Genomic DNA, 13,387 nt, shown 5'->3' on the forward strand with positions numbered 1-13,387 from the left:
GCATTTTGACTTTTAACTTTTGACTTTTAACTTTCTAAATGGATATATCTGTTGTAGTACCCTTATATAATGAAGTAGAATCGTTGCCCGAGTTAACCAGTTGGATAGCCAAGGTAATGGCCGCCAATAGCTTTACTTACGAAATTATCCTGGTGGATGATGGCAGTAACGATGGCTCGTGGGAAATGATACATAAGCTAAGCGAGGGAAACCGTTTTATCAAAGGCATACGCTTCCGCAGAAATTACGGTAAATCGGCCGCGCTGAATACCGGCTTTGGTAAAGCGGAGGGCAATGTGGTAATTACCATGGATGCCGACCTGCAGGATAGCCCCGATGAGATACCCGAACTGTACCGCCGCATCACCGAAGAGAAATACGACCTGATATCGGGATGGAAAGCCAAACGGCACGATCCGCTCAGCAAAACCATCCCAACAAAACTGTTTAACGGCGTAACCCGCCGCATGAGCGGCATACACAACCTGCACGATTTTAACTGCGGGCTAAAAGCTTACCGTAAGGCTGTTATTAAAAACATAGAGGTATATGGCGAAATGCACCGCTATATCCCGGTTTTAGCAAAATGGGCCGGCTTTACTAAAATTGGCGAGCAGGTGGTAGAGCATTTCCCGCGCAAATACGGCACAACCAAATTTGGCTTGAGCAGGTTTATTAATGGTTTTTTAGATCTGTTATCGATATTCTTCGTTGGTAAGTTTGCTAAGCGCCCAATGCATTTTTTTGGCAGCCTGGGTGTGTTGAGTTTTTTGGTGGGTTTTATAGCAATTATTTGGATCATATCGGATAAATTGTACAACATAGCACATCACCAGGTGTACCGCGATGCTACAGAACAACCTTTGTTCTACATTTCGCTGGTGGCCATAATTGTAGGTTTTCAATTGTTCCTTACGGGATTTGTATCCGAATTAGTATCGCGCAACGGTACTGACAGAAATAAGTACCAGGTTGACGAAGTGATTTAGTTATTAAAGCGTCATTGCGAGGTACGAAGCAATCCTAAACTTTGTATGTTTGCTACATGCCGCTTTAGGATTGCCACTCTATCGCTCACAATGACGTGGTTTTTTTTAAAAGACATCTATAATAACACATGTTTTTCTCCATTATCATTCCACTATATAACCGTCCGCAGGAGATAAAAGAACTGCTGGAAACCCTCGTAAAACAAACATATACCCAGTTTGAGGTTTTGGTAATTGAGGATGGGTCTGTTGATGATGCGAAGGATATTGTTACCACATTTACCAATAAGCTTGATATCAGTTATTATGTAAAGCCAAACGAAGGCCAGGGTTTTGCACGTAATTTTGGTTTTGCGAGGGCTAAAGGTGATTACTTTATCGTTTTTGATTCCGACTGTTTAATACCATCGCATTATTTGGATAACGTAAAAAACTACCTGTACACCCATCACCTGGATGCCTACGGTGGCCCGGATGCCGCCCACCCATCCTTTACACCTATCCAACGCGCCATCAGCTACAGCATGACATCGCCTTTTACTACGGGCGGTATTCGCGGCAATAAAAAATCTATCGGGCAGTTTCACCCGCGCAGCTTTAATATGGGCATATCGCGCGAGGTTTGGGAGAAAACAGGCGGCTACATCATTACCCGCTTAGGCGAAGATATTGAGTTGAGCATTCGTATCCATAAAATGGGCTTCACTATCGGCCTGATACCCAATGCTGTGGTTTACCATAAACGCCGCACCAATTTTTTGCGTTTCTACAAGCAGATTCACTTTTTTGGCAGGGCGCGTATCAATATCTACAAATTTTTCCCATCCGAATTAAAGGCGGTTCACTTTTTCCCTGCTCTTGTAACACTGGGCTTGCTTTTCATTATTTTAATTAATATATTTAATAGCCCGATAGCCCAAATTTTCAACCTTTTGTTAGCTATTTACGTATTGTTAATATTTATCCATTCGTGGATCAAAAATAGTTCGGTAAAAATTGCATTTTTGAGCATAATAGCCGCATTTATACAATTAACAGCTTACGGGCTGGGCTTTATGGAGGATTTGTGGAAACGAGTAATAATTAAATCATCATAAATGTATCACCCATTTACCATAGCAGAAACCTTATCAACTGCCTGGAATATTTTTAAAAAGCACTTTGTTACCATTATTGTTTATTCGGTAGTGGTATTTTTTATCCTGCTTATACTTGGTGTTATACTGGGCTTATTATTTACTGCCCAGGATTTTTATATTGATATGCTGGTTTCGCTTATTGTAGTAGTACTACAGGCCTATACCACTTTAGGGCTGTATAAACTCATTTTCACACTCATAGACAGCGAATTTTATGAGTTCCACATCTCACAGATATTCCCCAAGTTTACCATGCTGGTAAGTTACGTAGTTATCGAGTTTATATTGGCTGCATTAGTGGTTACCTATAAACTGTTTTTAGATAAGGTAACATTAAACGAAATGGTACGCAACATCGCCATTATTTTAGGCACAGTGGCAGGTTTGGTGTGTGTACTCAGGATACTGTTCTTCAATTCCTTTATTGCCGATGATGATTCGGGTCCGTTTGAATCGATAAGTCAAAGTATAAAATTAACAAAAGGCCATATTGTACATGTGCTTTCTATTTTAGGAATTATTATACTCCTGATAGCCATACCGGCAAAGCTGGCGCAGTATTTCCCTCCTGCTTCATTATTCATTATTTTTAGCTATCCGTTTGTTAACATATTTTTAGCGGTAACTTATCGCAAGCTGGTATACAGCCATAAAGACGTTGACGACCTGGACTCTGAAACCATTTAAACATGGGATTAAAAGCTTTATTAAGTAAACCCTTTGCCGCATGGGCCAACAGGGGCATCAATAAACTGCGCACCAACGCGGTTGAACTGCAGCAAAAAACATTCGAAAAATTAATAGCCGATGCCAAAAACACCGCTTTTGGCCGCGCCTATAATTTCCGCGATATTAACAGCTATTCCGTTTTTACCAAAAATGTACCCATAAGCGATTATGAGGACCTGCGGCCTTACATTGACCGTGTAGTTAACGGCGAAGAAAACGTACTATGGCCGGGCAAGCCTGCTTACCTCGCTAAAACATCGGGCACAACATCGGGCGTAAAATATATCCCGATAAGTAAAGAGAGTATGCCCGAGCATATCAAAGCCGCGCGCAATGCTTTATTAAGCTACATACACGAAACAGGTAACGCCGATTTTGTTGATGGCAGCATGATATTTTTGCAGGGCAGCCCCATAATGGCCGAAAAGCATGGCATACAAACCGGTCGCCTGTCGGGCATAGTTGCTCACCACGTACCGGCTTACCTGCAAAAGAACCGCAAGCCCAGCTATGAAGTGAATTGTATTGATGATTGGGAGCAAAAGGTTGATGCCATTGTTGATGAAACGCTGAACGAAGATATGCGCCTCATATCGGGCATACCGCCCTGGTGCCAGATGTATTTCGACAGGTTATCCGCGAAAGCCGGGGGCAAAAAAATAAAGGACATTTTCCCCAACTTTAAGTTGTATGTATATGGCGGTGTAAATTACGAGCCGTACCGCGCGCGTATTGAAGAAAGCATTGGCTTTGGTATTGATACGATAGAAACCTACCCGGCATCCGAAGGATTTATCGCTTTCCAGGATTCGCAAAAAGAAAAGGGCTTGTTGCTGATGGTAGATTCCGGCATATTTTACGAGTTTATTCCCGTTGATGAATACTTTAACGCTAATCCAACCCGCCTGAGTTTGGGCCAGGTTGAACTGGATAAGAACTACGCCCTGATACTGAACACCAACGCCGGGCTTTGGGGCTACAGCATTGGCGATACGGTAAAGTTTGTATCTAAAAACCCCTACAAAATTGTAGTGACGGGCCGTATAAAACACTACATCAGCGCCTTTGGCGAGCATGTTATTGGCGAAGAAGTAGAACATGCACTGCTCAGCGTTGCCAAAGCCGAAGGTGTGGATATTACCGAGTTTACCGTTGCCCCGCAGGTAAACCCATTGCAAGGGCAGCTACCCTACCACGAGTGGTTTATAGAGTTTGGCACCGCGCCGAAGGATATGGTGGCATTTGCCTTAAAAGTGGATGCCGCGCTGCAGAAAAAGAACATCTACTACTTCGACCTGATAAAAGGCAGCATATTGCAGCCCTTGGTTATACGCAGTTTACAAAAAGATGCCTTTATTAATTATATGCGCAGCAAAGGCAAATTGGGTGGGCAAAACAAAGTACCCCGCCTGGCAGATAACCGGAATATTGCGGATGAGTTGGGTGAGTTTGTGATAAAGGAATAAAGAGCAAGGAATAGGGGTTTAGCTTTACACATTATTCTTCATTTGCACATTTACTCATACACACATTTACACATTGAATGCCATGTGTTTATTCATAATATTGTTATTTTTGTAACCGCGCTTAATTTGCAGCGATAGAATTTGTTGATACGTACAATGCACCCTAACGATAGTAGTATTAAAAACATAGCCATTCTTGGCTCAACGGGCAGCATTGGCACACAGGCGCTTGAAGTTATTGCTCAAAACCCAGGCAGGTTCAGGGCTTACGCGCTAACTGCACTATCCAACGCCGACCTGCTTATAAAACAAGCCATAGCCTTTTTACCCGAATATGTAATTATTGCCGATACCCATAAATACCCATACGTTAAGGCCGCGCTGAGCCATGTACCGGTAAAAGTACTGTCGGGATATGATGCCCTTACCGAGGTGGTAACTGTTGCCGAAATTGATACCGTGCTTACCGCTTTGGTTGGCTTCGCGGGCTTAGAGCCTACCATCGCTGCCATTAAGGCAGGTAAAACCATTGCCTTAGCCAATAAAGAAACCCTGGTGGTAGCAGGTGAATTAATTACCGACCTGGCTAAACAGCACGAGGTAAAGATACTCCCTGTTGACAGCGAACACTCAGCCATTTTTCAGTGCCTTGCGGGAGAAGAAAATAACGCGATAGAGAAGTTGATACTCACCGCTTCGGGTGGCCCCTTCCGCGGTAAGAGCAGCGAATTTTTAGCTGGCGTTACTCGTGCGCAGGCATTAAATCATCCCAACTGGGTAATGGGCGCCAAGATCACTATCGACTCGGCTTCGCTGATGAACAAAGGCCTGGAAGTGATAGAGGCCAAATGGCTGTTTGATGTAAGCTTTGAGCAAATAGACGTTATTGTGCACCCTCAATCTATCATCCATTCAATGGTGCAGTTTGAGGATGGATCAATAAAAGCGCAAATGGGCTTACCCGATATGCGCCTGCCCATACAATTCGCCCTCACCTATCCCGAAAGAATAAAGAGCGATTTTAAACGTTTTGACTTTGCAAATTACCCTAACCTGAGTTTTGAAAAACCGGACATGGAGACCTTTCGTAATTTAGCTTTGGCTTACGAGGCGCTCAATAAAGGAGGTAATATGCCATGCATTATTAATGCCGCCAATGAGGTAGCCGTTGCCGGGTTTTTAAACGGCGATGTTGGCTTTTTACACATGAGCGATGTGATTGAGACCTGCATGCAGAAAATTACTTACCTGACAAAACCACAATTGGCAGACTATTTGAATACTGATAAAGAAACACGCATATTAGCGCAAAGTTTAATACAACAAATGCCCAAAGCGGCAATTACTATTTGATTTAAAATACAATAATGGTTATAGTTATAAAGATAGCCCAGTTACTAATGGGCCTTTCAATTTTAGTTATTTTACACGAGTTGGGGCACTTTTTAGCAGCCCGGGCGTTTGGCATTAAGGTAGAAAAATTTTACTTATTTTTTGATGCCTGGGGTGTAAGCATATTTAAATTTCATTACAAAGGTGTTGAGTACGGTATGGGCTGGCTGCCCTTAGGCGGCTACGTAAAAATTGCCGGTATGATCGATGAATCGATGGATACCGAACAAATGGCAGGTCCGCCGCAGCCCTGGGAGTTCCGCTCAAAACCGGCATGGCAGCGTTTAATTGTGATGCTGGCAGGTATATTTGTTAACATTGTTTTGGGTATTTTCATTTTCTGGATGCTAACGCTAAAAAACGGCGATACCTTTACCCCTAACGATGCCTTAAAATATGGCATAGCGCCAGGTAAAACAGGTGTACGGATAGGTTTAAAAGCCGGCGATAAGATCACCGAAATTAATGGCAAACCAATAGTACATTTTGATGACTTGCTCACATCGAAAGTTTTGATGGGTAACTCTTCGCTCACTGTTGTACGTAATGGCGTCACAAAACAAATATTAGTACCTGCCGATATTTTAAACTATGTTTCGGATGACGGTCCGGGGCAATTTATTGAGCCGCGTACTAAGTTTTCTATCAAACAGGTTACCCCAAAAAGCAATGCCGAAAAAGCACATTTAATGGCGGGCGACAGCATTGTTGCCATAAACAACCAGGCGGTAGCTTTCTTCGATGAATTTAAATCGAAGCTTGATTCTAACAAAAATAAAATGGTTGCACTTGGCGTAAAGCGAGGCACACAAACATTATCGGTAAATGCACAGGTTACACCTGAAGGTACTTTGGGCTTTTTAGCGAACAATGACCTGCCTAAAGAAGAAATTAAAACCTATGGCTTTGTAGAGGCTTTACCCATCGGCGCTTCGCACGCGTGGAGCACTTTTGCAGATAATGCTAAGGGGCTTAAAAAAGTTGCACAGGGCGAAGTAAAGGCTACCAAAGCATTTGCAGGCCCTGTAGCCATAGCTAATATGTTTGGTGGCGTTATCAACTGGACTCGTTTTTGGACGCTTGTAGGCTTCCTGTCTATGGCCCTGGCACTAATGAACCTGTTACCTATACCTGTGCTGGATGGCGGCCATGCCATGTTCCTGCTTATTGAGATGGTAAAGGGCAAACCATTAAGCGATAAATTTATGGAACGCGCCCAACTGGTAGGCTTTGTAATATTGATATGCCTGATGGTATTTGTTTACGGTAACGATATTTTGAAGCACGTAATAAAATATTGATTGCATGACCGAATGATTGAGTAAACGTATTCAATCATTCGGTTATTCAATAAATCAATTATTGATTCCCCATGAATTATTTCGAATTTTACCAACTTCCTGAATCCTTCAGCATTGACGAAGCTGCGCTAAAAAAGAAATTTTACGCGATGAGTAAACAATACCATCCCGATTTTTACGCGAACGAAAGCGACGAAAAGCAACACGAAATACTGGAACTATCCACCATCAATAATAAAGCCTACAAGGTTTTAAGCGACCCGTACCGCCGCATGGAGTACATTTTGCAGGAACATAACCTGCTTACTGGCGATAAATACCAGCTTGCTCCGGATTTTTTAATGGAAATGATGGAAATAAATGAAGCAATGACTGAGGCAGATGATGCGGCGCAGCTCAATACCATAAAAACACAAATAACTGATAGTGAAGCCGAACTGAATAGCAAACTGGCATCAGCAATAAGCAACTATCAAAGCACTGATGATGCAGGCCGGCAAAAACTATTAGAAAGCATCCGCGATATTTACTACAGGCAAAAATATCTGTTGCGAATTAAGGATACTTTGAATACATTTGCAGCCCGATAAGAAACAAACCGACGTTTGTTTAAACATGCCCAGCTGGCGGAATTGGTAGACGCGCTGGTCTCAAACACCTGTGGGAAACCGTGCCGGTTCGACTCCGGCGCTGGGTACAAAGCCGGAGTAAACACTTTTATTAGTTTTTACTCCGGCTTTGTAATTTTGTAACTTGTTAAGCCAAGCTTAACTGCGGGGGGCCCTCATTAAATATTTCAGCTCATACCATAATACTCAAGAAAACGAAATAACCAGTACATCCGGTGCTGGATACAAAAAATCCCGAATGAGATTTAAATAAAAAAAGGATTTTATAAAGAAGTCTTAAAATGGCCTTCAAATAATTTGAAGGCCATTTTGTTATACCTCCCGCTTTTTTAAAAGCTCAGGCAAAGTGCTGTGAATCGGCGTTGCAACTCCGCTCCTTTTCAGGTCCGCCAAAATATTTATTAAGCATCACTTTGAATTTCAAAGTACACCTATTAACTTTGTATTGCAAAGTACTTTTACATTTAACAATAATTTTAGATCAAGCCTGCATACAACAGTAAACTCAAACTCATCCATATGAAAGAAAACATACGCTTCCATCTTAACGATCCGAAGCAACTTGAAAAAATGTACCGCGCCGGCAAGGTGCCTTTTAAGCAGGCCTTTGCTGAGCTTTATCCCGAAGTAAGCGGTACGCCTATCGCCGATTTTTGGCACGAGCGATTGAGCTTCGAGAATGAAGAAATCAATCGGGGTACCAGCCGCGATATGATATTATTGGTAATTGCCGCCCTGCTGGCAGGCTTTATCGCTAAAATACCTGCAATATTTTCCATCAGCGAAGATTTCTTCTATCCCCGCAACATTGGTTTTGTAATTTTCCCCTTGCTCACAACATATTTTGCATGGAAAAATAAGTTATCTAACAGCAAAATTGCTTTTGTGGCCGGCGCTACTGTTACAGGGCTACTATTTATTAATTTATTACCTGATGCCAAAAACAGTGATAGCTTGATTTTATCATGTATCCACCTGGCGTTGTTCTTATGGTCGGTACTTGGGTTTGCTTTTGTTGGCGAAACCGGTAATAACCAGGAAAAACGCCTTGGCTACCTCAAATACAATGGCGATCTGGCGGTTATAACCGCACTTATCCTCATAGCAGGCGGCATTATGAGCGCCATCACCGTTGGGTTATTCTCTATCATCGGGCTTCACATTGAGAAGTTCTATTTCCAAAATATCGCGATAATAGGTTTAGCGGCTGCACCGATAGTGGGCACATATCTTACCCAAACCAATCCGCAACTGGTAGGCAAGGTCTCGCCGGTAATCGCTAAGTTGTTTAGCCCATTGGTGGCAGTTATGCTTGTAGTATACCTTACAGCAATGATCTTCTCCAACAAAAACCCATATAATGATCGCGAGTTTTTAATAATATTCAACGCGTTGCTGATAGGCGTCATGGCCATCATTTTCTTTTCGGTGGCCGAAACGACAAAAGACATTAAAAGTAACTTACAGATATGGGTATTATTTATATTAGCTATCCTGACGATAATAGTTAATGGCGTGGCGCTATCAGCTATCTTGTTCCGTATCTCAGAATGGGGCTTAACACCAAACCGGGTAACAGTTTTAGGCGGTAATGTTTTAATCCTTATTAACCTGTTATTGGTAAGCGTTCAACTTTTCAAAACGCTTAACAGGAAAACAGAATTGGCCGCCGTTGGAAAAGTAACATCTTCTTATTTACCTGTTTATATGATATGGGCAGCAATTATAACGTTTATTCTACCCTTTGTATTTGGATTTAAATAATTGCGGATACCAACTATGTAATCCACCAAAATTAGCTCGTGGGAACGAAAAACCGGAGTACATTACAATAAATGCAATGAAACCATCATATGGTTTCATTGCATTTTTATTTTTCGTTACTTTTAAGACAAGGATTAGTCTGTGATTTTTATTTTATAACCTCCGCCTGAGTTGTATTATGTTTAAATCAGGGATCCATATTTAAGGTTGATCTTCATTCAGCTCGTTTCCCTTCGCTTTCTTCTTATCCGCAAAACCATTGTCTATTCTTATTATTCTTAAGGCCATGTACGGTTTTCCCGGCAGCTTTATTTTTTGTTGTTGTTTGTCGTCAAACGAGTAAGTGTCCATTACTTTAACTTCAAAAATTTTATCCATCGGTGTTATGGTCATATTCCAGGTATCAATTACATCAACCTTAAATTTCATACCCGGGGCCAACATGGCCTTTGGTAATTTAAACTGCCAATCCGGAGGCGTATCTGTGCCAAAATAAATGAGATAGTAATTCCCATACTTACCAGCTATATTGGGCGTGAAAAACCTATCTATCGGCTCCAATCCTTCACGTGGACCAGTCTCCAATATTTTTTTCAGAAAAGCGATACGCGCAGGGCTTTCGCCGATCAATTTGCCACCACCACTTATCCAATCAGTGGGTAATGTTTCGCCATGGGTAGCATAACCGCAGCCAATGTAAGCGTTCCAAAAGCGAAAGGTCATCTCCTGGCCACTTAACTGCCCCCAGCGTTTGCTTATGTTGCCTTCGTAATTAATTTCATCGTTAACAATAGGTTTTTTGTAGATATCGCGTAATAACGATGTACCCCAGGGGCTTTTAACTACATTATAGTATTGCAGGCTTACGTGTGTAACCCAGGGTTTTGTATAGTCATAAATACGGTCGGCGTTATGTATAGATCGTAAATGACCATAAGGATCTGCCTTTTGCACTACCTGGAAATACCGGTCCCAATCTTCATCCGTTAAATGCTTGATAAAGCTGTTTTCATTACACATGCTCCACCAAATATTGTGATAGGCCGCAAAGCGCGCTACCATATATTTTAAATAAAGGATATTGGTGGCATCGTTCATCATATCAAAACCCCATTTGCCTTTATCGTAAGGGCTAAAAAGGATCAGATCAGCTTCGATACCATTTTCGGCAAGATCTTTTATATCGTTTTCCAGGTTTTTAAAAAACTCCGGGTTAAAATGCGAAAAGTCAAAAGTTTCCTTACTTGTACCCACAAAAGGGAATACGGTCAACTTTCCCGGGCCCTCAACATAATTTGCTTTATATGGCGGTATGGCCAGCATGCGCACCTTGTTAAATGGCGATGCCCTTAGTGTTTCAATTGTTTGTGCACGCCGTTCTTTATCCTTAAAAGCCCATTCATAAATAGTTGTGCCAAAGGGTGTAAAAGGTGTACTATCCGCGTAAGCAAAATGATATTGATGGCTCACCGCTACCGGGCCATGCACATTTGTCAAAGCTTTTGTGCAAATAAACGTGCCCTTTTTATGGTCAAGCTCAGCATGGTTACTTTTAGTGATATAGGTCCATGTTCCGGCTGTGTCGGGCATAAAACGTATCTTGTAAGTGCCATCACCATCATAAAACCCGTCCGGCTTAAATATATGCCTCCCGTTGGTAAACTCCGCACTCAACTGTACATCTAAAAAGGGATTGCCTGCATCCGTTCCCTTCAATGTAAGTTCAAACACATCCCATTGATGAATGGCTTGCTGCCCTTTCACCGCAAGGTAACAGGGTAATAATAAAAGTAACATCAAACATTTTCTAATAATTTTTGATCGCTTCATTTTACCGGTATAAGAGTAAGTGATTAAAATGCAAAAAGCGGTTTTAACAGAACCGCCCCACATAATGCGGGGCGGCCTGGTTATAAACCAAATTCAGAGTAAACCAAACCCTGAATATGATTACAGTGATACTTTATTTATATTTAATAACCATTGGTTCCAAATTCGGCCCCATTGGTGATCTGACTAAGGAAGCTGAAAGGAATAGGGCGATTATAATGTATTGCCGGATTAAAGTTTGCAACAGCTGTAGCATTGTATGTAGCCAATCGGGTTTCAAATGCTTTCTCGCGTTTTAAGAGCGCCCAACGGCTGTACTCGCCACATAACTCACGGGCGTACTCATCAAACACATCGTTCATTGTAGCTGTGGTCAGCATCATTCCGGTGGTTGTATTAAAATCGGCCGGGTTTCTGCATGCGCGCTGCCTTAATACATTTAAATATGACGCAGCCGAGCCTCCGGTATGTAACGCAGCTTCAGCGGCTATCAGGTAAACTTCGGCCATACGCATGATCATGATGTTACCTAATTTTTGCTGAAAGTTACCGCCAAGCCATCCGCCATCAAAATTATGGTTAAACTTCATCATAGCCGGGAATAAGTTAGCGAGGGCGCTGTTTGGTAAGCCATTACCCGCGCTAACCGCTTTGTATGTACTACCCGTTGCATCCGACGGATCAAACAGGTCGTCAATATTTACGGTCACATACCTGCGGGCTTTTTTATCTAAGGCGGTAAGCGGGTCTTTGCTTAAATAAACAAAAAACCTGTCTTCATTCTGCGCCAGCGGGTAAGGGTGTACATTTGCATTTGGTATAGTTTGTAATACCGAAGCATTGCCCGAGTAATCACCCTTAGGCCAGATCGATGGGATATATTGCCATGTAGCATTTGCTGACGCGTTGCGGGCATTTACATCGGCGTAAGGATATATTTTTTCGCCCACATGCGAAGCATCAATACCGTATTTGGTGCATATAGCCGCTGTTAGGGTAACGGTTGCAGCAGCATAGGTTACGTTTGCAGGGCTCGGGGCACCGCTGCCAAGGTTATTGATGGCTTGTACGCCCGAGTAGTTTGCGTAGGCTGTTACAAATGTATTTTCCCAACGCTTATCATAAGTAGCGTTAAAGCAATTGATGAGGTATTTGGTAGGCGCTATAAACTGCTGGTTTAAGCGTCCGTAATAAGCATTAGAGGTGTTTGAGTTTACGCTTCTTTTAAACACATCCGCGGTGCCAAAGGCATCATCAAGTTTTGGATAATAATGAAGGTAAATGTTAGGCTTGGAGTTACCGGTAAAAGCATCGTATGATGGATCATAAGGGTTAAGGCCATACGCTGTAAACAAAGCCTCAGCATTATTCCTGTTATTGGCCGCGGCAAACACTTTTGCAAAATCATCATAAGTGGTGGCATTATATGCACCCTTATTGTTGATCAGATCATCGGCAACTTCTTTAGCACGCTGCCAGTATGATTTTCCGTTCTCAGTTAATCCCTCACCGCCACCTTGTGCATATGCACGTGCCAGCAAGCCAAGTGCAGCCTTTTTTGTAACGCGCGCGGCGTTGTTTTGATACGGTGCTACCGGCAGGTCTGCAGCAGCAGCAGTCAGGTCTGCAATAATTTGCGTGTAAATTTGAGGCACAGGTGTACGTTGGGGGCTCAGGCTGTGTTGCGGATCATCGTTCACAATTAACGGAACACTGCCAAAATGTGTAACTATTACAGAGTAATAATAAGCTCTCAGGCACTTGGTTTCTGCCACCAGGGTTTTAATATCATTAGCATTCGCAGCAGCATCTGTTAATTGGGTTGAAAGCGCGATCGTTTTATTACAACTCGCAATTGAACCCCAGGCAAAATCCCATACGTTTTTTATAATGCCCGAGCTTGTAGTTAATGCTTCATAACCCATTATATCCTTGTATTGATTATGGTTAGCGTAAGGATACGTCCACAAGTCGGTACCCACTTCTGATACTAAACCATACTGCAGGCCAATAAGCGAGCCAAAAAGCCCGGTATAACAGTTGGACTGGTATGCTTTCCAACCCGCAAAATTTGTTAATACATTTTGCTCTGATAAGGAGGTTGGGTTAAACTCATCCAATTTTTTACATGATGACACACTCATTGTA

General features: G+C 42.3%; 10 protein-coding genes and 1 tRNA gene. 9 read left to right on the forward strand and 2 right to left on the reverse strand.

Annotated elements, in window-relative coordinates; all coding sequences use genetic code 11:
* Window positions 1–38: 38 nt before the first annotated feature.
* The 9 genes from KXQ82_RS09430 to KXQ82_RS09470 all read left to right on the forward strand — a co-directional run bounded on the left by KXQ82_RS09430 (window position 39) and on the right by KXQ82_RS09470 (window position 9,409).
* Window positions 39–989: a glycosyltransferase family 2 protein gene (locus KXQ82_RS09430; RefSeq protein WP_219487936.1), complete on the forward strand. Its 951-nt coding sequence runs from the start codon at window positions 39–41 to the stop codon at window positions 987–989.
* A gap of 128 nt (window positions 990–1,117) precedes the next feature.
* The gene (locus KXQ82_RS09435) at window positions 1,118–2,086 is read left to right on the forward strand and encodes a glycosyltransferase family 2 protein (RefSeq protein WP_219487937.1); all 969 of its coding nucleotides are present in this window, start codon (window positions 1,118–1,120) and stop codon (window positions 2,084–2,086) included.
* A complete protein-coding gene (locus KXQ82_RS09440) occupies window positions 2,087–2,815 on the forward strand; it encodes a hypothetical protein (protein ID WP_219487938.1) in 729 nt (242 codons plus the stop codon).
* A gap of 2 nt (window positions 2,816–2,817) precedes the next feature.
* Window positions 2,818–4,323: a GH3 auxin-responsive promoter family protein gene (locus tag KXQ82_RS09445; protein ID WP_219487939.1), complete on the forward strand. Its 1,506-nt coding sequence runs from the start codon at window positions 2,818–2,820 to the stop codon at window positions 4,321–4,323.
* A gap of 156 nt (window positions 4,324–4,479) precedes the next feature.
* Window positions 4,480–5,676 (forward strand): 1-deoxy-D-xylulose-5-phosphate reductoisomerase, encoded by a 1,197-nt coding sequence (locus KXQ82_RS09450; RefSeq protein WP_219487940.1) that lies wholly within the window; start codon window positions 4,480–4,482, stop codon window positions 5,674–5,676.
* A 14-nt stretch (window positions 5,677–5,690) separates the two neighbouring features.
* Window positions 5,691–7,016 (forward strand): RIP metalloprotease RseP, encoded by a 1,326-nt coding sequence (gene rseP / locus KXQ82_RS09455; RefSeq protein WP_219487941.1) that lies wholly within the window; start codon window positions 5,691–5,693, stop codon window positions 7,014–7,016.
* Between the two features lie 71 nt (window positions 7,017–7,087).
* Window positions 7,088–7,606, forward strand: coding sequence for a Fe-S protein assembly co-chaperone HscB (hscB, locus tag KXQ82_RS09460; protein ID WP_219487942.1), 519 nt, complete (start codon window positions 7,088–7,090; stop codon window positions 7,604–7,606).
* A gap of 27 nt (window positions 7,607–7,633) precedes the next feature.
* Window positions 7,634–7,713, forward strand: a tRNA-Leu gene (locus tag KXQ82_RS09465).
* A gap of 451 nt (window positions 7,714–8,164) precedes the next feature.
* A complete protein-coding gene (locus KXQ82_RS09470; protein ID WP_219487943.1) occupies window positions 8,165–9,409 on the forward strand; it encodes a hypothetical protein in 1,245 nt (414 codons plus the stop codon).
* Between the two features lie 201 nt (window positions 9,410–9,610).
* Here KXQ82_RS09470 and KXQ82_RS09475 read toward each other — a convergent pair whose 3' ends face one another.
* Together KXQ82_RS09475 and KXQ82_RS09480 are read right to left on the reverse strand one after the other, a co-directional pair.
* Entirely contained in the window at window positions 9,611–11,206 is a 1,596-nt protein-coding gene (locus KXQ82_RS09475; RefSeq protein ID WP_219487944.1) for a DUF5060 domain-containing protein, read from the reverse strand.
* 176 nt (window positions 11,207–11,382) lie between these two features.
* Entirely contained in the window at window positions 11,383–13,383 is a 2,001-nt protein-coding gene (locus KXQ82_RS09480; protein WP_255563567.1) for a RagB/SusD family nutrient uptake outer membrane protein, read from the reverse strand.
* Window positions 13,384–13,387: the final 4 nt, after the last annotated feature.

Source organism: Mucilaginibacter rivuli, assembly GCF_019391655.1.
Taxonomy (GTDB): Bacteria; Bacteroidota; Bacteroidia; order Sphingobacteriales; family Sphingobacteriaceae; genus Mucilaginibacter; species Mucilaginibacter rivuli.